Genomic DNA, 20,257 nt, shown 5'->3' on the forward strand with positions numbered 1-20,257 from the left:
CTGGTAAAATCCTCGCGGCTTTTTGTATGACGAATAAGAACAGGACATGAAATCAGATTCTCCGTCTTTTGAAGAACAACAGTTTACGCGCGCCCGGCACCGGGTCAGTATTAGGCGGCTGCTCAATCGCGATAAAACGCCGCTGGCGATCCTGCTGGCCGCTGCCGTGGTGGGGACTGTCGCGGGGTTGATTGGCGTGGCGTTTGAAAAAGCGGTTAATGCCGTACTCAACTGGCGAGTGGGCACCGTGGCCGGTTTCGCCGATAGCGAATGGCTGGTCTGGGTTTGGGCATTCGGGCTGTCTGCGCTGTTTGCCATGGTGGGGTATTTTCTGGTGCGTAAATTCGCGCCGGAGGCGGGTGGGTCGGGCATCCCGGAAATTGAAGGTGCGCTGGAGGAGCTGCGTCCGGTGCGCTGGTGGCGGGTGATTCCGGTTAAATTCATCGGCGGCATGGGTACGCTGGGCGCAGGCATGGTACTTGGCCGGGAAGGGCCCACGGTACAGCTGGGGGGGAACGTCGGCCGCATGGTGGGCGATCTGTTTCGGATGCGAAGCGCCGAAGCGCGCCATACGCTGCTGGCTACCGGTGCGGCGGCGGGACTGTCGGCGGCGTTTAACGCGCCGCTGGCGGGCATTTTGTTCATTATAGAAGAGATGCGCGCGCAGTTTCGCTACAACCTGATCTCCATTAAAGCGGTGTTTACCGGCGTCATTATGTCGAGCATCGTCTTTCGCCTCTTTAACGGCGAAGGGGCGGTCATTGAGGTGGGTAAACTGACCAACGCGCCGGTCAACACCCTGTGGCTTTACCTGATCCTCGGCATGATTTTTGGCGTGGTGGGGCCGCTGTTTAACACCTTTATCCTGCGCGCTCAGGATATGTTCCAGCGCATTCACGGCGGGAACACCACGAAATGGGTGCTGATGGGCGGCCTGCTGGGTGGAATCTGCGGCGTGCTCGGGTTTATCGAGCCGAATGCCGCTGGCGGCGGGTTCGGGCTGATCCCCATTGCGGCGGCGGGGAATTTCAGCGTGGGTCTGCTGCTGTTTATGTTTATCTCCCGCGTCATCACGACGGTACTCTGTTTTTCCTCCGGCGCGCCCGGCGGGATATTTGCCCCGATGCTGGCGCTGGGGACCTTGCTGGGCACCGCGTTTGGAATGGCGGCTGAAGTGGGTTTTCCCGCCTATCATCTTGACGCCGGGACCTTTGCCATCGCCGGAATGGGAGCGCTGCTGGCCGCATCCCTGCGTGCGCCGTTGACCGGGATCGTGCTGGTGCTGGAGATGACGGACAATTACCAGCTCATTTTGCCAATGATCATTACCTGTCTCGGCGCGACACTATTAGCCCAGTTCCTGGGTGGAAAGCCGCTATACTCCACCATCCTTGCGCGTACTCTGGCAAAACAAGAGGCGGAACGGGCCGCAGCGCAGAATACTTGAATGAATTACCAGGGTATTAGATAATGACACAAAGAATTGGGTGAATTTTACCCAATCGCAGTAGCAGTATTCATGGGAGCATATGATGAGTGATGATGTAGCGTTGCCGCTGGAATTTACCGAAGCAGCAGCCAACAAAGTGAAAACCCTGATTGCAGACGAAGACAATCCGGATCTGAAACTGCGCGTCTATATTACCGGTGGCGGCTGCAGCGGCTTCCAGTATGGTTTTACCTTTGACGATCAGGTTAACGATGGCGATATGACTATCGAGAAACAGGGCGTTGCGCTGGTGGTTGACCCGATGAGCCTGCAATATCTGGTGGGCGGTTCGGTGGATTACACCGAAGGTCTGGAAGGTTCGCGCTTTGTGGTGACCAACCCGAACGCAACAAGCACCTGCGGGTGTGGTTCTTCGTTCAGTATTTAAGAGGGGGCGGGCTGTTGCCCTCACCCCGGCCCTCTCCCACAGGGAGAGGGAGAAAAGACTAAAAACGGTAACCGTCAGGTTACCGTTTTGCTTTTACCGGTCATCCAGCGCAAACGTCGGCAGCTTCAGGTGCCAGCGTATCGCCGCTAAACGTATCACCAGCGTCACGACCATCCCCAGCATCGCGGCGTTTTCCAGCGGAAGTGCAAATGTGTAGTACGCGGTCGCGTGGACAATGCCCCCCGCGATACAGGCCGTCGCGTAAATTTCAGTACGCAGGATCATCGGTACTTCACGCGCCAGAATGTCGCGAATGATCCCACCGCCCACGCCGGTTAATACGCCCATACAGATTGCCACCATTGGACCGGTACCCGCATTAAACGCCTTATTGACGCCAATACCGACAAACACGGCCAGACCGACGGCATCCAGTACCGGCAATATCCATTTGGGTAATCTGCGGGGCTGGCGAACCAGCATAATGGTTAACAGACAGGTGACCATCGCGACCACCAGATCGGTAGGATCTTTCACCCAAAACACCGGGCCATTTGCCAGCGCCATATCGCGGATAGTCCCGCCGCCGACGGCGGTCACGACCCCAAGCACCAGCACGCCAAACGGATCCATGCGTAGTTTTCCGGCGAGCAGGACGCCGGAGATAGCAAAAACGGCTGTGCCAAGAATATCCAGCCAATAAACGAGCATCGTTAAATCCTCGAAAAGGGTCTTATGTTAGTGACTCTCTGCCAGCGCGGCACAGAGCTGTTTTGCGGCGAGGATAATACGCGGGCTGGCGCGTTCAAACCAGTCGCTGTTAAGGGGAATTACCGGTATTTTTAGCTGCCGTTGCCAGAATTGTTCAATTTTGGGAATTTCGCTCGCATTTCCGACCACGACGATAGCCTGCGGCTGGCGCGCCAGGACCTGTTCACGGCTAACCTGGGGCCACGGCACCCGGCTGGCTGCAAAGATGTTTTCACCGCCACAGACTTCCAGCACCTGGTTCTGAATCGACCCTTTTCCGGTGGTGAACAGCGGCTGGCTGCCAAACTGCAGGAAGATGCGCTTTTTAACAGGGGTATCGTATCGGGATTTCAGCGCGGCATAGTCGCTCAGCATCTGTTTCGCCGCCACCTCGGCTTTTTTGGGCGTAGGGCTATAAGGTGCCAGGGCGCGTAGCGCCTGAGCGACTTGCTCAATGCTGACGGCATCAATCCACATCACTTTTATGCCAAGCGAGGTGAGCTGGTTGACCTGCCGCTCGGCGTTACCGCCGCGCCAGGCCAGCACGAGATCCGGTTTAAGCGCCACGATGCGCTCAAGGTTCATCCCTTGCCAGGTGGCGACTTGTTCAATTCCCGCGGCCTGCGGCGGATAATCCGAATAGCTACTCACGCCAACGGGCGTGATCCCGGCGGCAAACGCCAGTTCCGTATTTGCGGGAGAGAGTGTAATCACGCGCGGTACAGCATAGAGCCACAGCGGTGCGAGAAGAAGCAGGGCGGCCAGCGCCCTGACGGTATGTTTAGCCACGTGCCAGATTCTGCACCAGGCGTTCCACCATCACGGTGGACTGTTTTGCCGCAACGGTCAGGAACTCGTCGAAGCTGATGTGGGACTGCTGGTCTGCCACGTCAGAGATGGCGCGAACCACCACGAACGGTACGCTGAAGTTATGGCAAACGTGCGCAATCGCGGTCGCTTCCATCTCAACGGCAACCGCCTGAGGAAAGTTATGACGGATTTTCGCCAGCCCAACGGAGCCGTTGATGAACGCATCACCGCTGACAATCAGACCGCGTACCGCGTTGAGGTTGAGTTCTGCGATGCAGGTCTCCGCCGCCGCAATCAGTTTGTCGTCAGCTTTAAAAGCAGCAGGGCAGCCCGGGAGCTGACCGTACTCGTAACCGAACGCGGTGACGTCGGCATCGTGGTAACGCGCTTCGTCGGAGACAACGATATCACCCACCTTCAGCGTCGGCGCCAGGCCGCCCGCAGAGCCGGTATTCACGATCACGTCCGGCTTGCAGCGCTCAAGCAGCAGGGTTGCACCCAGCGCAGCTGCCACTTTACCGATGCCTGATTTCAGCAGAGCCACGTCAACACCGTTCAGCTGGCCGGTGTAGATCTCACAACCACCAAGAGAGAGGGTCTGACGGTTCTCAATTTTGTCACGCAGCAGCGTAACTTCTTCTTCCATTGCACCAATAATGCCGATTTTCATAGATTTACTCGCGATGTGCCTTGTTAAGATGCATAGTCTATCATGCGGTTAAGGGGAAACGCATTCTCACGCGGGGGAGCACATGGCACCAATCGATTTTCGCACCAAAATTAACTGGCACCGACGTTTCCGTTCGCCGCAGGGCGACAAGAGCGAACATGAGATCCTGCGTATCTTCGAAAGCGATCGCGGGCGGATCATTAACTCGCCCGCTATCCGCCGTCTGCAGCAAAAGACCCAGGTCTTTCCGCTTGAGCGTAACGCCGCGGTGCGCACGCGCTTAACCCACTCCATGGAGGTGCAGCAGGTCGGGCGCTACATTGCCAAAGAGATTTTAAGCCGTCTCAAAGAGCAGCGCTTACTGGAAACCTATGGTCTGGACGAGCTGACGGGGCCTTTTGAGAGCATCGTTGAGATGGCCTGCCTGATGCATGACATCGGCAACCCGCCTTTCGGCCACTTTGGTGAGGCGGCGATCAATGACTGGTTTAAGCAGCGGCTTTACCCTTCGGATGCGGTAAGCCAGCCGCTGAGCGACGACCGCTGCATCGTACGCGATTTACGCCTGCGTGAAGGCGAAGAGAGGCTGAACGATCTGCGACGCAAAGTGCGCCAGGATTTGTGTCACTTTGAGGGCAACGCGCAGGGGATCCGGCTGGTCCACTCCCTGATGCGTATGAACCTGACCTGGGCACAGGTCGGCTGCATTCTGAAATATACGCGCCCCGCGTGGTGGATGGGGGAGACGCCCGCGTCCCACAGTTATTTAATGAAAAAACCGGGCTATTATCTTTCCGAAGAGGCCTATATTGAACGGCTACGTAAAGAACTTTCATTGACGCCAAACGGCCGCTTTCCATTGACCTGGATTATGGAAGCCGCCGATGATATTTCCTATTGCGTGGCCGATCTGGAAGATGCCGTTGAGAAAAGAATCTTCAGCGTTGAGGAGCTTTATCAGCATCTTTATGCGGCCTGGGGTACTCATGAAAAAGGCTCGCTGTTTGCGCAGGTTGTCGAAAATGCCTGGGAAAAATCGCGCTCAAATACATTAAGCCGTAGTACAGAAGACCAGTTCTTTATGTATTTGCGGGTCAATACATTAAATAAACTGGTGCCGTATGCGGCGTCGCGCTTTATTGATAATTTACCGCTCATCTTCAGCGGGGAATTCAACCACGCGCTGCTGGAAGATGACAGCAGTTTCAGTCAACTCCTTGAGCTTTATAAACATGTGGCGATGCGGCATGTATTTAGCCATCCGGATGTCGAGCAGTTAGAGCTGCAGGGTTATCGGGTAATCAGTGGGTTACTGGAAATTTATTCCCCGTTGCTCCAGCTGTCGGTCGACGAGTTCAGCGAGCTGGTGGAACACGAGCGCGTGCGCAGAATACCTATCGAATCGCGTCTTTATCAGAAACTTTCTACCCGGCATCGTCTGGCGTATGTCGAAGCAATAGGCAAGCTGGATCGCCACTCTTCCCAATGGCAGGTGATGGAATATTATTATCGCTGCCGTCTTATCCAGGACTATATCAGCGGCATGACGGATTTGTATGCCTGGGATGAATACCGCAAGCTGATGGCGGTGGAATAACCCCGGAGTTTTGTAAAGACGGCCAATAAATTTTTACCTTTTCCATAAACTTATCGCCGGAACTAAGCGGTATAAAACGAATCTGAGTTACACAGCAATTTTGCGTTACCTGTAAATCGAGATTGAGAAACATGAAAAAAACCACATTAGCAATGAGTGCACTGGCTCTGAGTTTAGGTTTAGCGCTGTCTCCTCTGACTGCTACTGCAGCCGAGACCGCGTCGTCGGCAGCAACCGCGCAGCAGATGCCAAGCCTGGCACCGATGCTCGAAAAAGTGATGCCATCGGTGGTGAGTATTAACGTTGAGGGCAGTACGACCGTCAATACGCCGCGCATGCCGCGTAACTTCCAGCAGTTCTTTGGCGACAACTCGCCGTTCTGCCAGGACGGTTCGCCATTCCAGAGCTCTCCGTTCTGCCAGGGCGGTGGCGCAGGGGATGACAGCCAGGGCGGCGCCCAGCAGCAGAAATTCATGGCGCTTGGCTCGGGGGTAATCATTGATGCAGCGAAAGGCTATGTCGTCACTAACAACCACGTTGTCGATAACGCGAACAGCATTAAGGTTCAGCTGAGCGATGGCCGTAAGTTCGACGCGAAAGTGGTGGGTAAAGACCCGCGCTCCGACATCGCGCTGATCCAGATCCAGGATCCGAAAAACCTGACGGCGATTAAAATTGCCGACTCTGACGCGCTGCGCGTGGGCGACTATACCGTGGCGATCGGTAACCCGTTCGGTCTGGGGGAAACCGTGACCTCCGGTATCGTCTCTGCGCTGGGTCGTAGCGGCCTGAACGCGGAAAACTACGAAAACTTCATCCAGACGGATGCGGCGATCAACCGCGGTAACTCCGGCGGTGCGCTGGTGAACCTGAACGGTGAGCTGATCGGTATCAACACCGCGATTCTGGCACCGGACGGCGGCAACATCGGGATCGGCTTTGCTATCCCAAGCAACATGGTGAAAAACCTGACCGCGCAGATGGTGCAGTATGGCCAGGTGAAACGCGGCGAGCTGGGTATCCTCGGGACCGAGCTGAACTCCGAACTGGCTAAGGCGATGAAAGTTGACGCCCAGCGCGGGGCATTTGTCAGCCAGGTGATGCCGAACTCCTCCGCGGCGAAAGCGGGCATTAAAGCGGGGGATGTGATCACCTCCCTGAACGGTAAGCCGATCAGCAGCTTTGCCGCCCTGCGTGCCGAAGTGGGCTCAATGCCGATTGGCAGCAAAGTGACCCTCGGCCTGCTGCGCGACGGTAAGCCGGTTAACGTGAGCCTGGAGCTGCAGCAGAGCAGCCAGAATCAGGTAGATTCCAGCACTATCTTCAGCGGCATTGAAGGTGCCGAGATGAGCAATAAAGGCGCAGACAAAGGCGTGGTGGTGAACAACGTGAAAGCGAATTCACCGGCAGCCCGTATCGGCCTGAAAAAAGGCGATGTGATCATGGGCGCTAACCAGCAGCCGGTGAAAAACATCGCTGAACTGCGCAAGATCCTCGACAGCAAGCCTTCCGTGCTGGCGCTGAATATCCAGCGTGGTGATACTTCGCTTTATCTGCTGATGCAGTAATCCTCTGAAGCCCCTGTTCGCAGGGGCTTTTTCGTTTCTGTGATTCTTGCCACAACTCCATACATCTCCCTCTCTCTTTGTGCATTCGCACAATGCAGCCGCCGCTGAACTTCCCTATGCTTGAGCTCTGCTCACGGGAGGGTTCTATGGCTGGCTGGCATCTTGATACCAAAATGGCGCAGGATATCGTGGCGCGCACCATGCGCATCATTGATACCAATATCAACGTGATGGATGCCCGCGGGCGCATTATTGGCAGCGGCGATCGCGAGCGTATTGGGGAATTGCACGAAGGCGCGCTGCTGGTGCTTTCCCAGGGGCGGGTCGTGGATATCGACGATGCGGTAGCGAAACACCTGCACGGCGTCCGTCAGGGCATCAATTTACCGCTGCGTCTTGAAGGAGAGATTGTAGGGGTCATCGGCCTGACCGGCGAGCCCGAGTCACTGCGAAAATACGGTGAGCTGGTCTGTATGACGGCAGAGATGATGCTGGAGCAGTCGCGCCTGATGCACCTGCTTGCCCAGGACAGCCGCCTGCGTGAAGAGCTGGTGATGAACCTTATTCAGGCGGAAGAGCACACGCCCGCGCTCAGCGAATGGGCGCAGCGTCTGGGGATCGATCTGAACCAGCCGCGCGTGGTGGCGGTGATTGAGGTCGATAGCGGCCAGCTGGGCGTAGACAGCGCGATGGCCGAGCTGCAGCAGCTGCAAAATGCGCTGGCCACGCCGGAGCGCGATAACCTGGTGGCGATCGTTTCTCTGACGGAAATGGTGGTACTCAAACCGGCGCTCAATGCGTTCGGCCGCTGGGATGCGGAAGATCATCGTCGTCGCGTGGAGCTGCTGATCTCCCGGATGAAGGAGAATGGTCAGCTGCGTTTTCGCGTTGCGCTGGGCAACTACTTTACCGGGCCGGGCAGCATCGCCCGCTCCTGGCGTACCGCGCGCACCACCATGATGGTGGGCAAGCAGCGGATGCCGGAGAGCCGCAGTTATTTCTATCAGGACCTGATGCTGCCGGTGCTGCTCGACAGCCTGCGCGGGGGCTGGCAGGCCAATGAGCTGGCGCGACCATTAGCGCGTCTGAAAGCCATGGACAATAACGGTCTGCTGCGCCGGACGCTGCAGGCGTGGTTCGGTCATAACGTGCAGCCGCTGGCGACGTCAAAAGCGCTGTTTATTCACCGCAATACCCTGGAGTATCGGTTGAACCGAATTTCAGAGCTGACGGGGCTGGATCTGGGGAATTTCGACGACAGGCTGCTGCTGTATGTGGCGCTGCAGCTGGATGAACAGCGATAAGGGTTTCACCCTCTCCCTGTGGGAGAGGGTCGGGGTGAGGGCATCAGGCCGCACTCAACTTATTTGTTGCGGGTTAACTTCTCAAGATCCGCTTCAATCTCGCTGATCTTATTGGTAACAACGCTTTCAAGGTGACGCAGATCGTCAAGGATCTTACGCTTGAGATCGACTTCGGTGCGGTCGCGCTGGCAGATCTGATCGAGTTCATCGATCACATAGCGCAGGTTAGGGCTGATTTCCTGTACTTCTTTGTATCCCTGTCCTACACCGTCAGCAACAACGGTCTTACGCTGGCGTGGATATTTAAACTTCACGCTTTTGGCGAAAAACTCACCTTTGTCCTTGTGAAAATAGATTTTCAGAATATCGTTATTGGCTTCCTGACGGAGGCTGTAACGATCAATTTCATCAGGATTGGTAATGCCCAGACTTTTCAGATTATCGTACATAGCGGTACCCTTGATCTCAACATAACCTTTGAATAATTAACGAAAAAATCTATTTTCGCCACTCTCAGATACAAAAAAAGCGGGGTTGCCCCCGCTTTTTGTTATACCCGATTAATCGATGGTGCGCAGCAACTCGTTGATGCCCACTTTACCGCGCGTTTTCGCATCCACTTTCTTCACGATAACCGCACAGTACAGGCTGTATTTACCATCTTTTGACGGCAGGTTGCCGGAAACCACCACGGAGCCCGCCGGAACGCGACCGTAGTGAACTTCGCCGGTTTCACGGTCGTAAATACGGGTGCTCTGACCGATGTAAACGCCCATGGAGATCACGGAGCCTTCTTCAACGATCACGCCTTCAACCACTTCAGAGCGCGCGCCGATGAAGCAGTTGTCTTCGATGATGGTCGGGTTAGCCTGCAGTGGCTCCAGAACACCACCGATGCCCACGCCGCCGGACAGGTGAACGTTTTTACCGATCTGCGCGCATGAGCCAACGGTCGCCCAGGTGTCAACCATGGTGCCTTCATCAACGTAGGCACCGATGTTCACGTAGGATGGCATCAGGACGGTGTTGCGTGCGATGAAGGCGCCCTGACGCACTGCCGCAGGTGGCACCACGCGGAAGCCTTCTTTCTGGAAACGCGCTTCGTCGTAGTCAGCGAATTTCATAGGGACTTTATCGAAGTAGCGGCTTTCAGCTCCGTCGATAACCTGGTTATCGTTGATACGGAAAGAGAGCAGCACGGCTTTCTTCAGCCATTGATGAGTGACCCACTGACCGTCGATTTTTTCTGCCACGCGCAGCGCGCCGGAATCCAGCAGGGAAATCACCTGGTTTACCGCTTCACGGGTCACGGTATCCACATTTGCCGGGGTAATCTCGGCGCGACGCTCAAAAGCGGACTCAATAACGTTCTGTAACTGCTGCATTGTTTACTCTTTCCATTTCACTAAAAAACATATCACCCTTTATCGTTTGGATTGAGGGCTGCTGTCAACCGTTGTTGCACTTCAAGCTGCAGGTCATTATTAAGGGCACGCCGGTCCGCTGTCGCGATTATAAATAAATCTTCTACTCGCTCGCCAATCGTTGTAATTCGGGCTCCATGGAGCGAAATTCCCAGATCGGCAAAAACCTGGCCGACGCGGGCGAGCAGCCCCGGCTGGTCGAGCGCGATCAGCTCCAGGAACGATTTACGGTCGGTGTGGGTCGGCAGGAAGTTGACCTCGGTATCGACGGTAAAGTGGCGCAATTTCGCCGGCTGGCGACGCGGCTGCGGGGGCTGCCAGCTGCGCTGGGTAATCGCCTGTTCCAGACCAAAACGTATCCCTTCATGCCTGTCCGACGACAGCGGGCTGCCGTCCGGCTCCAGCACGATAAAGGTGTCCATTGCCATGCCGTCGCGGGTGGTGAAAATCTGCGCGTCGTGAACGCTCAGGTTTCGCCTGTCCAGCTCGGCGCAGACCGCAGCAAACAGATAAGGTCGGTCCGGGCTCCAGATGAAAATCTCCGTTCCGCCGCGGGTGGCCTGAGGGCTCAGCAGAATCATTGGCTGGGACAGGTCGTGCTTCAGCAGGTGCCGCGCGTGCCACGCAAGCTGGTTTGGGCTGTGGCGGACAAAATAGTTGGCACGGCAGCGGGCCCATATCTGGTGTAGCGCCTCTTCATCAATGTTATCCATCCGCAGCAGCGCCAGCGCCTGCAGCTGGTGATGACGCACGCGCTCGCGCATGTCCGGGGTGTTTTGCATCCCGCGACGCAGCTGTTTTTCGGTAGCGAAGTACAGCTCGCGCAGCAGGCTCTGCTTCCAGCTGTTCCACAGCGTTTCGTTGGTGGCGCAGATATCGGCCACCGTCAGGCAGACCAGATAGCGCAGACGGTTTTCCGTCTGAACCGCTTCCGCGAACTGCTTGATCACCTCAGGATCCTGAATGTCACGACGCTGCGCAGTAACCGACATCAGAAGATGATGGCGTACCAGCCAGGCCACCAGCTGTGTTTCACGTGAGTTCAGGCCGTGCAGCTCGGCAAATTTCAGTACGTCCTGTGCACCCAGCACCGAATGATCGCCGCCGCGACCTTTGGCGATATCGTGGAACAGGGCAGCAATCAGGATCAGTTCCGGGTGGGTCAGGCGCGGCCATAGCTCCACGCACAGCGGATGGCGGGAGCGCGTCTCTTCTTTTGCAAAGCTTTCCAGCTTGAGCATCACGCGGATCGTGTGTTCATCCACCGTGTAGGCGTGGAACAGATCGAACTGCATCTGTCCGACAATGTGCGACCACTGCGGCATATAGGCCCACAGCACGCTGTGGCGGTGCATCGGCAGCAGCCCACGGCTGACGGCACCCGGATGGCGGAGCATGCTCAGGAACAGCGAGCGCGCTTCCGGGATATAGCACAGCGGCTCCGTCAGATGACGGCGCGCATGGCGCAGATGGCGCAGGGTGGTGGAGTAGATCCCGGTGATGGTGCTGTTGCGCACCATGGTATAGAACATCCGCAGAATCGCTTCCGGCTCGCGGATGAACAGCGTTTCGTCGCGCAGATCGATAAGCGTGCCGCGCAGCTGGAATTCGTCATCAATCGGGCGCGGTTTCTCATCCGCCGTCAGGGCCAGAATGGCCTCGTCGAACAGCTGCAACAGCATCTGGTTCAGCTCGGTCACCCGGCGGGTGACGCGGAAGAAATCCTTCATCATGTGCTCAACCGGCTCGTTGCCTTCGCCCTGATAATTCAGGCGCTGAGCCACGCTGAGCTGGCGGTCAAACAGCAGACGGTTATCGTAGCGGGTGACTTCCAGATGCAGGGCAAATCGAATGCGCCACAGCAGGTGCAGGCACTCGTTCAGCTCGTTACGCTCTGCCTCGGTTAAGAAGCCGAAGCCGACCATCTCGTCCATCGAGGTGGCGCCAAAATGGCGGCGAGCGACCCACTGCAGGGTATGGATGTCGCGCAGGCCGCCGGGGCTGCTTTTAATATCGGGCTCAAGATTATAGCTGGTGCCGTGGTAGCGCTGGTGGCGCTGGTTTTGCTCCTCGACCTTCGCGGCGAAGAACTTTTCTGACGGCCAGAAGCCGTCGCTGAAGATGTGCTTTTGCAGCTCCAGAAACAGCGCGACGTCGCCAATCAGCAGGCGGGTTTCAATCAGGTTGGTGGCGACGGTCAAGTCCGATAACCCTTCCAGCAGACACTCTTCCAGGGTGCGCACGCTGTGGCCGACTTCCAGCTTCACGTCCCAGAGGAGCGTCAGCAGTTCGCCAATTTTTTGCGCCTGTTCGTCCGGCAGCTTTTTGCGGCTTAAGATCAGGAGATCGATATCGGAAAGCGGATGCAGCTCACCGCGGCCATAGCCCCCGACGGCAACCAGAGCAACATCACTGATTTGCCCAAACCCGTAATCGATCCACAGGCGCTGCAGAAGCTGGTCGATAAATTCGGTGCGCGCTTCAATGAGCTGCTCGGCCGACACGCCTGCGTCGAACGCGCTGCCCAGCCAGCGATGGAAAACATCCATATGGGCTTTAATATGCGCGCAGGTCAGCTCGTGCGACGGCCAGACGCCCGGGTTATCGGGCTGGTCGGGAAGGGTGGGAAGTGCTGTGTTAGCATACTGTTCGGGTAAAAGATTACTCATCGTGCGCCACCCATAAGAAAAAGCTATAGCCATTAAAAAAGCCGGCATTTGCCGGCTTTTTTATCATTCGTCGTGCGTCAGTATCGCCGGGATGGTGTCATCCTTGCGCAACGTCATAATTTCGCAGCCGTTGTCTGTTACCACAATAGTATGCTCGTACTGCGCAGACAAGCTTCTGTCTTTGGTTTTCACCGTCCAGCCGTCTTTCATGGTACGGATGCGGTAGTCACCCGCGTTGACCATCGGCTCAATGGTAAAGGTCATGCCTTTTTGCAGCACCACGCCGCCGTCATCTGCATCATAGTGCAGAACCTGCGGTTCTTCATGGAAGACGCGACCAATGCCGTGACCGCAGTACTCGCGCACCACGGAGAAACCTTCTGCTTCCACAAACTTCTGGATTGCCGCACCGATGGTACGCAGGCGAATACCCGGTTTAACCATTTTCAGCGCCAGGTAGAGGCTCTCTTGCGTCACTTTGCACAGACGCTCGCCAAGAATAGTCGGCTTGCCAACGATGAACATTTTTGAGGTGTCACCGTGGTACTCGTCTTTAATGACGGTCACGTCAATGTTGACGATGTCGCCATCTTTCAGCAGTTTTTCATCGTCAGGAATGCCGTGACATACCACTTCATTAATAGAGATGCAGACGGATTTCGGGAAACCGTGGTAGCCGAGGCAGGCGGAAACCGCGTGCTGCTCGTTCACGATATAGTCGTTACAGATACGGTCCAGTTCACCGGTGCTGACGCCCGGCTTCACGAACGGCTCGATCATTTCCAGCACTTCCGCGGCCAGACGACCGGCGACGCGCATCTTTTCAATTTCTTCAGGTGTCTTAATAGAGATAGCCATGTAATCTGTCCATCGGTGTCGATTTTTCGACAATACTAGTCTAAGTGTCGTCAATGGTATCAGTCAGGCACACCCTGTGCCAAATTGAGAATCATTAACAGCACACTCCGCCAACAACTGTTGGTTTCTGGTCGTGTTTTGTGGTATAAAGCGCGCCGGACTTCCGATCCATCTCAGATACACAGGCTGGACGGAAGCGACAAATCTCACTTTGTGTAACAACACACACGTATCGGCACATATTCCGGGGTGCCCTTTGGGGTCGGTAATATGGGATACGTGGAGGCATAACCCCAACTTTCAATATAGAGGTTTTAAACATGGCAACTGTTTCCATGCGCGACATGCTCAAGGCTGGTGTTCACTTTGGTCACCAGACCCGTTACTGGAACCCGAAAATGAAGCCTTTCATCTTCGGCGCGCGTAACAAAGTTCACATCATCAACCTTGAGAAAACTGTACCAATGTTCAACGAAGCCCTGGCTGAGCTGAACAAGATCTCTTCCCGTAAAGGTAAGATTCTGTTCGTTGGTACTAAGCGCGCTGCAAGCGAAGCTGTGAAAGATGCTGCTAACAGCTGCGACCAGTTCTTCGTGAACCATCGCTGGTTGGGCGGCATGCTGACCAACTGGAAAACTGTTCGTCAGTCCATCAAACGCCTGAAAGATCTGGAAACCCAGTCTCAGGACGGTACTTTCGACAAGCTGACTAAGAAAGAAGCGCTGATGCGCACTCGTGAACTGGACAAGCTGGAAAACAGCCTGGGCGGTATCAAAGATATGGGCGGCCTGCCAGACGCGCTGTTCGTAATCGATGCAGACCACGAGCACATCGCAATCAAAGAAGCTAACAACCTGGGTATCCCGGTATTCGCTATCGTTGATACCAACTCCGATCCGGACGGTGTTGACTTCGTTATCCCGGGTAACGACGACGCAATCCGTGCTGTTAGCCTGTACCTGAGCGCTGTAGCTGCTACCGTTCGTGAAGGCCGTTCCCAGGATCTGGCTTCTCAGGCGGAAGAAAGCTTCGTAGAAGCTGAATAATAAGGTTTTACCCCTTATTAGTACCGTGTATGAATAGGGGCCCATTACCGGCCCCTTTTTTCAATTTACACTGTTTGGCCCCCGGCCGGGCAGTTCACATCTCCCGAGGATTTAAGAATGGCTGAAATTACCGCATCCCTGGTAAAAGAGCTGCGCGAGCGTACTGGCGCAGGCATGATGGATTGCAAAAAAGCGCTGACTGAAGCGAACGGCGACATCGAGCTGGCAATCGAAAACATGCGTAAATCCGGTGCGATCAAAGCAGCTAAAAAAGCAGGCAACGTTGCTGCTGACGGCGTGATCATCACTAAAATCGACGGCACCTACGGCATCATTCTGGAAGTTAACTGCCAGACTGACTTCGTTGCTAAAGATGGTGGTTTCCAGGCATTTGCTAACAAAGTTCTGGACGCAGCTGTTGCTGGCAAAATCACTGACGTTGAAGTTCTGAAAGCACAGTTCGAAGAAGAACGTGTTGCGCTGGTTGCTAAAATCGGTGAGAACATCAACATCCGTCGCGTTGCTTCTCTGGAAGGCGACGTTCTGGGCTCTTACCAGCACGGTGCACGTATCGGTGTTCTGGTTGCGGCTAAAGGCGCTGACGAAGAGCTGGTTAAACAGCTGGCTATGCACATCGCTGCAAGCAAACCAGAATTCGTTAAGCCAGAAGACGTGTCTGCTGAAGTGGTAGAAAAAGAGTACCAGGTTCAGCTGGACATCGCGATGCAGTCTGGTAAGCCAAAAGAAATCGCAGAGAAAATGGTTGAAGGCCGCATGAAGAAATTCACCGGCGAAGTTTCTCTGACTGGCCAGCCATTCGTTATGGATCCAAGCAAGTCTGTTGCGCAGCTGCTGAAAGAGCACAACGCTGACGTAACTGGCTTCATCCGCTTCGAAGTGGGCGAAGGCATCGAGAAAGTTGAGACTGACTTCGCAGCAGAAGTTGCTGCAATGTCCAAGCAGTCTTAATGATTGAAAAGGAGCCGCCTGAGGGCGGCTTCTTTTTGTCACCCGTCACAGGAAATCAGACAGGCTCCAGTATCGCTGTGCTGATTTGCGGCATATCATGTCGCCAGAATTAACCCCCATCTTAATCGTTGACAGTCTCAGGAAAGAAACATGGCTACCAATGCAAAACCCGTGTACAAACGCATTCTGCTTAAGCTGAGTGGCGAAGCGCTGCAGGGATCGGAAGGCTTCGGTATTGACGCAAGCATCCTTGATCGCATGGCACAGGAAATCAAAGAACTGGTCGAACTGGGTATCCAGGTTGGCGTGGTCATTGGCGGTGGCAACCTTTTCCGTGGTGCTGGTCTGGCGAAAGCGGGGATGAACCGCGTAGTGGGCGACCACATGGGTATGCTGGCAACCGTGATGAATGGCCTGGCAATGCGTGATGCGCTCCATCGCGCCTATGTGAATGCCCGCCTGATGTCCGCGATTCCGCTGAATGGCGTTTGCGATAATTACAGCTGGGCAGAAGCTATCAGCCTGCTGCGCAATAACCGCGTGGTGATCCTCTCCGCCGGTACGGGTAACCCGTTCTTTACAACCGATTCCGCTGCCTGCCTGCGCGGTATCGAGATCGAAGCCGATGTGGTACTGAAAGCGACCAAAGTAGACGGCGTGTTTACTGCCGACCCGGCAAAAGATCCTTCTGCCACCATGTACGATCAGCTGAGCTACAGCGAAGTGCTGGATAAAGAGCTGAAAGTGATGGATCTTGCCGCCTTCACGCTGGCTCGCGACCACAAACTGCCGATCCGTGTCTTCAACATGAACAAGCCTGGCGCACTGCGTCGCGTGGTCATGGGCGAAAAAGAAGGCACTTTGATCACGGAATAATTTCCGTTGACGATAAATACAGGTAAGATTCCGCTTTATTTTGTAGTGGTATCTTACCCGGGCGCGCCTTTGGCGTTGTCATGAATTAAACGCGACTATACTTAGCACACCTGTAGCGCTGTGCTGGCGGATAGTCTGCCTGAGACAAGTTTTCAAGGATTCGTAACGTGATTAACGACATCAGAAAAGATGCTGAAGTACGCATGGAAAAATGCGTAGAAGCGTTCAAAACCCAAATCAGCAAAATCCGTACTGGCCGTGCTTCCCCAAGCCTGCTGGATGGCATCATCGTAGAATACTACGGTACGCCAACCCCTCTGCGTCAGCTGGCGAGCGTAACGGTAGAAGATACCCGTACGCTGAAAATCAACGTGTTCGATCGTTCTATGAGCCCGGCCGTTGAGAAAGCGATCATGGCCTCTGACCTCGGACTGAACCCAAGCTCTGCGGGTTCTGACATCCGCGTTCCACTGCCTCCACTGACGGAAGAGCGTCGTAAAGATCTGATCAAAGTGGTTCGTGGCGAAGCTGAGCAGGGTCGTGTATCCGTGCGTAACGTCCGTCGCGATGCGAACGATAAAGTAAAAGCGCTGCTGAAAGAAAAAGAGATCAGTGAAGATGACGATCGTCGTTCTCAGGACGACATTCAGAAAATGACCGACGCTGCCATCAAGAAAATTGATGCGGCGCTGGCAGATAAAGAAGCGGAACTGATGCAGTTCTGATTTCTGTCGTACACTGATAAACGCCGTTCAGAGGGACTTCGGGTCTTGCTGGCGGCGTTTTGCTTTTATCTGGTCTAACTTTTTTCGGGCATCTCATGAAGCATTTAACACTCCTTGGCTCAACCGGCTCTATCGGTTGCAGCACTCTCGACGTCGTTCGCCATAATCCTGAACTCTACACCGTGACAGCGCTGGTGGCCGGTAAGAATGTGCAGCGAATGGTCGAGCAGTGCCTGGAGTTTGCGCCCCGCTATGCGGTGATGGATGACGAAGAGAGCGCACGTCTGCTGAAAGCACAGCTGCTTGAACAGGGCTGTCGAACCGAGGTGCTGAGTGGCCAACAGGCGGCCTGCGAGATGGCGGCGCTGGATGAGGTGGATCAGGTGATGGCGGCCATCGTCGGGGCGGCAGGGTTATTGCCTACGCTTGCCGCGATTGATGCCGGCAAGGACGTTCTGCTGGCCAATAAAGAGTCGCTGGTCACCTGTGGACGCCTGTTTATGGATGCGGTGAAGCAGCGCGGCGCGCGTCTTTTGCCGGTCGACAGCGAGCACAACGCGATTTTTCAGAGTTTACCGCAACCTTTTCAACAGAACCTGGGGTACGCTGACCTGGAGCAGAATGGCGTGGTGTCTATCCTGCTTACCGGGTCTGGTGGCCCGTTCCGTGAAACGCCACTGTCTGAACTGCGCGCCATGACGCCGGATCAGGCGTGCCGTCATCCGAACTGGTCGATGGGGCGTAAAATCTCCGTTGACTCTGCCACCATGATGAACAAAGGTCTGGAATACATTGAAGCGCGCTGGCTGTTTAATGCGTCAGCGAAACAGATGGAAGTACTGATTCACCCGCAATCGGTGATTCACTCGATGGTGCGTTATCAGGATGGCAGCGTGCTGGCACAGCTGGGCGAGCCGGACATGCGTACGCCGATTGCCCATTCCATGGCGTGGCCAAATCGAGTGAAATCCGGCGTGAAGCCGCTTGATTTCTGCAAGCTAAGTTCCCTGACGTTCAGTGAACCGGACTATGACCGCTATCCTTGTCTGAAGCTTGCGATGACTGCCTTTGACCAGGGGCAGGCGGCGACGACGGCACTTAATGCAGCCAATGAAATTACCGTTGAGGCATTTCTGAATCAGCAAATTCGTTTTACCGATATCGCGTCGTTAAATTTATCGGTACTGGAGATGATGGATTTGCGCGAACCACAAAGCGTGGAAGAGGTGCTGGCGGTGGATGCAGCTGCGCGTAATATTGCGCGTCAACAGGTGACACGTCTCGCAAGCTGGTGATAAAGCAACCACTAGTCGTCGTGCTATTTGTTAGCGTTGGGCTTCAGTGATATAGTCTGCGCCACCTGATCGCAGGTATTTGACTTAATGTGGTCAGGTGAGCCGTGGTTTGACACGGCTTTTTTATGTATAGGCTTCAGTATTCCTGAGTACCGTTAAATCCTTTTCAGGGACAAAAAACGCGTTATGTTGTCTGCGAATCAACCAATAAGCGAAAATTTGCCAGCTCATGGCTGCCGTCATGTAGCAATCATTATGGATGGCAATGGCCGCTGGGCGAAAAGACAAGGGAAGATACGAGCCTTTGGGCATAAAGCGGGGGCGAAATCCGTTCGTCGCGCCGTTTCTTTTGCCGCCAACAACGGCATTGATGCGTTAACGCTCTATGCTTTTAGCAGTGAAAACTGGAATCGACCTCTGCAGGAAGTGACTGCGTTGATGGAATTGTTTGTGTGGGCGCTAGACAGCGAAGTAAAAAGCCTGCACCGCCACAACGTCCGCCTGCGTATCATTGGCGATACCAGTCGTTTTAACTCACGTTTGCAGGAACGGATTCGTAAAGCAGAAGCGCTGACGGAAAATAATACCGGTCTGACGCTGAATATTGCGGCGAATTACGGCGGACGCTGGGATATTATCCAGGGCGTTCGGCATCTGGCCGAACAGGTTCAGGAAGGGCTGTTGAGACCCGACCAAATTGATGAAGAGGCGCTGAGCAAGCAAATCTGCATGAATGAACAGGCGCCTGTGGATTTGGTAATTAGGACAGGGGGGGAACATCGCATAAGTAACTTTTTGATATGGCAAATTGCCTATGCCGAACTTTACTTTACGGATGTTCTTTGGCCCGATTTTGATGAACAAGACTTTGAAGGTGCGCTGCATGCCTTTGCCAATCGAGAGCGTCGTTTCGGCGGCACCGAGCCTGGTGGCGACAAAGCCTGATGGGGGTAGCTTTTGCTGAAGTATCGCCTGATTTCCGCTTTTGTATTAATACCCATTGTCATTGCGGCGCTGTTTTTACTGCCCCCGGTGGGATTCGCTATTGTCACGCTGGTGGTGTGCATGCTCGCCGCGTGGGAATGGGGACAGTTTAGCGGCTTTACCTCGCGCACTCAGCGGGTATGGCTCGCGGTACTTTGTGGCTTTATCCTGGCCATAATGCTGTTTACGTTGCCTGAATATCACCATGATATTCATCAGCCCCTGGTTGCCGGCTCCTTGTGGATATCGTTGGTCTGGTGGGTTGCCGCGCTGTTGCTGGTCCTTTTTTATCCAGGTTCCGCGGCATTATGGCGTAATTCAAAAGTGCTACGACTGATTTTTGGTTTGCTCACCATTATTCCTTTTTTCTGGGGTATGGTTGCGCTGCGCGCCTGGCACTACGACGAAAACCACTACAGCGGTGCGATCTGGCTGCTTTATGTGATGATTCTGGTCTGGGGGGCTGACTCCGGGGCCTATATGTTTGGTAAACTGTTTGGCAAACATAAGCTGGCACCGAAGGTCTCCCCGGGTAAAACCTGGCAAGGATTCATCGGCGGCCTGTTTACGGCAGCGATCATCTCCTGGGGCTACGGCGTCTGGGCGAATCTTGAAGTGGCACCGTCAATACTGCTGGTGTGCTCGATTTTTGCTGCGCTTGCCTCCGTGCTCGGTGATTTAACCGAAAGTATGTTTAAGCGTGAAGCAGGGATTAAGGACAGCGGACACCTGATTCCAGGGCATGGCGGTATACTGGATCGCATTGATAGCCTGACAGCGGCTGTTCCAGTGTTTGCATGTTTGCTTTTACTGGTATTCGGGACGATTTAACGGA

Annotated in this window: 19 protein-coding genes; 12 read left to right on the plus strand and 7 right to left on the minus strand. The window is 54.9% G+C overall.

Annotated elements, in window-relative coordinates; genetic code table 11:
• Nucleotides 1-46: 46 nt before the first annotated feature.
• Nucleotides 47-1,447, plus strand: a complete 1,401-nt coding sequence (gene clcA / locus ACDO57_RS15760) for a H(+)/Cl(-) exchange transporter ClcA (RefSeq protein WP_370884246.1) — start codon at nucleotides 47-49, stop codon at nucleotides 1,445-1,447.
• A gap of 85 nt (nucleotides 1,448-1,532) precedes the next feature.
• Nucleotides 1,533-1,877, plus strand: a complete 345-nt coding sequence (gene erpA / locus ACDO57_RS15765; RefSeq protein ID WP_013095643.1) for an iron-sulfur cluster insertion protein ErpA — start codon at nucleotides 1,533-1,535, stop codon at nucleotides 1,875-1,877.
• Between the two features lie 93 nt (nucleotides 1,878-1,970).
• Here erpA and ACDO57_RS15770 read toward each other — a convergent pair whose 3' ends face one another.
• The 3 genes from ACDO57_RS15770 to mtnN are packed head-to-tail and all read right to left on the minus strand — an operon-like array spanning nucleotide 1,971 to nucleotide 4,107.
• Nucleotides 1,971-2,588 carry a TRIC cation channel family protein gene (locus tag ACDO57_RS15770; RefSeq protein ID WP_370884247.1) on the minus strand — a complete coding sequence of 206 codons (618 nt, stop codon included), beginning with the start codon at nucleotides 2,586-2,588 and terminating at the stop codon, nucleotides 1,971-1,973.
• A gap of 27 nt (nucleotides 2,589-2,615) precedes the next feature.
• The gene (gene btuF / locus ACDO57_RS15775; RefSeq protein WP_370884248.1) at nucleotides 2,616-3,416 is read right to left on the minus strand and encodes a vitamin B12 ABC transporter substrate-binding protein BtuF; all 801 of its coding nucleotides are present in this window, start codon (nucleotides 3,414-3,416) and stop codon (nucleotides 2,616-2,618) included.
• Nucleotides 3,409-4,107 (minus strand): 5'-methylthioadenosine/S-adenosylhomocysteine nucleosidase, encoded by a 699-nt coding sequence (gene mtnN / locus ACDO57_RS15780; RefSeq protein ID WP_024907516.1) that lies wholly within the window; start codon nucleotides 4,105-4,107, stop codon nucleotides 3,409-3,411. Before mtnN ends, btuF begins: the two co-directional genes overlap by 8 nt.
• An 82-nt stretch (nucleotides 4,108-4,189) precedes the next feature.
• Between mtnN and dgt the strand changes: the two genes are divergently transcribed.
• The 3 genes from dgt (at nucleotide 4,190) to cdaR (ending at nucleotide 8,576) form a co-directional block, all read left to right on the plus strand.
• Nucleotides 4,190-5,704 (plus strand): dGTPase, encoded by a 1,515-nt coding sequence (dgt, locus tag ACDO57_RS15785; RefSeq protein ID WP_157188630.1) that lies wholly within the window; start codon nucleotides 4,190-4,192, stop codon nucleotides 5,702-5,704.
• Nucleotides 5,705-5,835: 131 nt separating this feature from the next.
• Nucleotides 5,836-7,272 carry a serine endoprotease DegP gene (gene degP, locus ACDO57_RS15790; protein WP_090418991.1) on the plus strand — a complete coding sequence of 479 codons (1,437 nt, stop codon included), beginning with the start codon at nucleotides 5,836-5,838 and terminating at the stop codon, nucleotides 7,270-7,272.
• Between the two features lie 146 nt (nucleotides 7,273-7,418).
• The gene (gene cdaR, locus ACDO57_RS15795) at nucleotides 7,419-8,576 is read left to right on the plus strand and encodes a DNA-binding transcriptional regulator CdaR (protein ID WP_370884249.1); all 1,158 of its coding nucleotides are present in this window, start codon (nucleotides 7,419-7,421) and stop codon (nucleotides 8,574-8,576) included.
• 59 nt (nucleotides 8,577-8,635) lie between these two features.
• Here cdaR and ACDO57_RS15800 read toward each other — a convergent pair whose 3' ends face one another.
• The 4 genes from ACDO57_RS15800 to map all read right to left on the minus strand — a co-directional run bounded on the left by ACDO57_RS15800 (nucleotide 8,636) and on the right by map (nucleotide 13,527).
• A complete protein-coding gene (locus ACDO57_RS15800; protein WP_008501916.1) occupies nucleotides 8,636-9,025 on the minus strand; it encodes a DUF3461 family protein in 390 nt (129 codons plus the stop codon).
• 111 nt (nucleotides 9,026-9,136) lie between these two features.
• Nucleotides 9,137-9,961: a 2,3,4,5-tetrahydropyridine-2,6-dicarboxylate N-succinyltransferase gene (dapD, locus tag ACDO57_RS15805; RefSeq protein ID WP_008501915.1), complete on the minus strand. Its 825-nt coding sequence runs from the start codon at nucleotides 9,959-9,961 to the stop codon at nucleotides 9,137-9,139.
• Nucleotides 9,962-9,993: 32 nt separating this feature from the next.
• Nucleotides 9,994-12,669, minus strand: a complete 2,676-nt coding sequence (glnD, locus tag ACDO57_RS15810; RefSeq protein WP_024907520.1) for a bifunctional uridylyltransferase/uridylyl-removing protein GlnD — start codon at nucleotides 12,667-12,669, stop codon at nucleotides 9,994-9,996.
• 63 nt (nucleotides 12,670-12,732) lie between these two features.
• Nucleotides 12,733-13,527 carry a type I methionyl aminopeptidase gene (gene map / locus ACDO57_RS15815; RefSeq protein ID WP_023310454.1) on the minus strand — a complete coding sequence of 265 codons (795 nt, stop codon included), beginning with the start codon at nucleotides 13,525-13,527 and terminating at the stop codon, nucleotides 12,733-12,735.
• A gap of 320 nt (nucleotides 13,528-13,847) precedes the next feature.
• Here map and rpsB point away from each other — a divergent pair, with 320 nt between their 5' ends.
• The 7 genes from rpsB to cdsA all read left to right on the plus strand — a co-directional run bounded on the left by rpsB (nucleotide 13,848) and on the right by cdsA (nucleotide 20,253).
• Complete coding sequence (gene rpsB / locus ACDO57_RS15820; protein WP_003856207.1) at nucleotides 13,848-14,573, plus strand: 30S ribosomal protein S2; 726 nt, start codon at nucleotides 13,848-13,850, stop codon at nucleotides 14,571-14,573.
• Nucleotides 14,574-14,690: 117 nt separating this feature from the next.
• Nucleotides 14,691-15,542, plus strand: coding sequence for a translation elongation factor Ts (gene tsf, locus ACDO57_RS15825; protein WP_014830708.1), 852 nt, complete (start codon nucleotides 14,691-14,693; stop codon nucleotides 15,540-15,542).
• 150 nt (nucleotides 15,543-15,692) lie between these two features.
• Nucleotides 15,693-16,418 carry a UMP kinase gene (gene pyrH, locus ACDO57_RS15830; protein WP_008501910.1) on the plus strand — a complete coding sequence of 242 codons (726 nt, stop codon included), beginning with the start codon at nucleotides 15,693-15,695 and terminating at the stop codon, nucleotides 16,416-16,418.
• A 167-nt stretch (nucleotides 16,419-16,585) separates the two neighbouring features.
• Nucleotides 16,586-17,143: a ribosome recycling factor gene (frr, locus tag ACDO57_RS15835; protein WP_014882629.1), complete on the plus strand. Its 558-nt coding sequence runs from the start codon at nucleotides 16,586-16,588 to the stop codon at nucleotides 17,141-17,143.
• Nucleotides 17,144-17,238: 95 nt separating this feature from the next.
• Nucleotides 17,239-18,438: a 1-deoxy-D-xylulose-5-phosphate reductoisomerase gene (gene ispC / locus ACDO57_RS15840; RefSeq protein ID WP_048990262.1), complete on the plus strand. Its 1,200-nt coding sequence runs from the start codon at nucleotides 17,239-17,241 to the stop codon at nucleotides 18,436-18,438.
• A 186-nt stretch (nucleotides 18,439-18,624) separates the two neighbouring features.
• Nucleotides 18,625-19,383, plus strand: a complete 759-nt coding sequence (gene ispU, locus ACDO57_RS15845) for a (2E,6E)-farnesyl-diphosphate-specific ditrans,polycis-undecaprenyl-diphosphate synthase (protein WP_024907522.1) — start codon at nucleotides 18,625-18,627, stop codon at nucleotides 19,381-19,383.
• Between the two features lie 12 nt (nucleotides 19,384-19,395).
• On the plus strand, nucleotides 19,396-20,253 hold the full coding sequence (gene cdsA, locus ACDO57_RS15850) for a phosphatidate cytidylyltransferase (RefSeq protein WP_024907523.1): 858 nt from the start codon (nucleotides 19,396-19,398) through the stop codon (nucleotides 20,251-20,253).
• Nucleotides 20,254-20,257: the final 4 nt, after the last annotated feature.

The sequence above is a fragment of the Enterobacter cloacae complex sp. 2015409 genome (assembly GCF_041365315.1).
GTDB lineage: Bacteria > Pseudomonadota > Gammaproteobacteria > Enterobacterales > Enterobacteriaceae > Enterobacter > Enterobacter pseudoroggenkampii.

What these genes read in the sequence shown, in the direction of transcription:
- rpsB (WP_003856207.1), top strand. Translation starts at nt 13,848, where the DNA reads ATGGCAACTGTTTCCATGCGCGACATGCTCAAGGCTGGTGTTCACTTT.
- ACDO57_RS15770 (WP_370884247.1), bottom strand. Translation starts at nt 2,588, where the DNA reads ATGCTCGTTTATTGGCTGGATATTCTTGGCACAGCCGTTTTTGCTATC.
- ispU (WP_024907522.1), top strand. Translation starts at nt 18,625, where the DNA reads ATGTTGTCTGCGAATCAACCAATAAGCGAAAATTTGCCAGCTCATGGC.
- ACDO57_RS15800 (WP_008501916.1), bottom strand. Translation starts at nt 9,025, where the DNA reads ATGTACGATAATCTGAAAAGTCTGGGCATTACCAATCCTGATGAAATT.
- degP (WP_090418991.1), top strand. Translation starts at nt 5,836, where the DNA reads ATGAAAAAAACCACATTAGCAATGAGTGCACTGGCTCTGAGTTTAGGT.
- pyrH (WP_008501910.1), top strand. Translation starts at nt 15,693, where the DNA reads ATGGCTACCAATGCAAAACCCGTGTACAAACGCATTCTGCTTAAGCTG.
- map (WP_023310454.1), bottom strand. Translation starts at nt 13,527, where the DNA reads ATGGCTATCTCTATTAAGACACCTGAAGAAATTGAAAAGATGCGCGTC.
- glnD (WP_024907520.1), bottom strand. Translation starts at nt 12,669, where the DNA reads ATGAGTAATCTTTTACCCGAACAGTATGCTAACACAGCACTTCCCACC.
- ispC (WP_048990262.1), top strand. Translation starts at nt 17,239, where the DNA reads ATGAAGCATTTAACACTCCTTGGCTCAACCGGCTCTATCGGTTGCAGC.
- mtnN (WP_024907516.1), bottom strand. Translation starts at nt 4,107, where the DNA reads ATGAAAATCGGCATTATTGGTGCAATGGAAGAAGAAGTTACGCTGCTG.
- erpA (WP_013095643.1), top strand. Translation starts at nt 1,533, where the DNA reads ATGAGTGATGATGTAGCGTTGCCGCTGGAATTTACCGAAGCAGCAGCC.
- dapD (WP_008501915.1), bottom strand. Translation starts at nt 9,961, where the DNA reads ATGCAGCAGTTACAGAACGTTATTGAGTCCGCTTTTGAGCGTCGCGCC.
- clcA (WP_370884246.1), top strand. Translation starts at nt 47, where the DNA reads ATGAAATCAGATTCTCCGTCTTTTGAAGAACAACAGTTTACGCGCGCC.
- dgt (WP_157188630.1), top strand. Translation starts at nt 4,190, where the DNA reads ATGGCACCAATCGATTTTCGCACCAAAATTAACTGGCACCGACGTTTC.
- tsf (WP_014830708.1), top strand. Translation starts at nt 14,691, where the DNA reads ATGGCTGAAATTACCGCATCCCTGGTAAAAGAGCTGCGCGAGCGTACT.
- cdaR (WP_370884249.1), top strand. Translation starts at nt 7,419, where the DNA reads ATGGCTGGCTGGCATCTTGATACCAAAATGGCGCAGGATATCGTGGCG.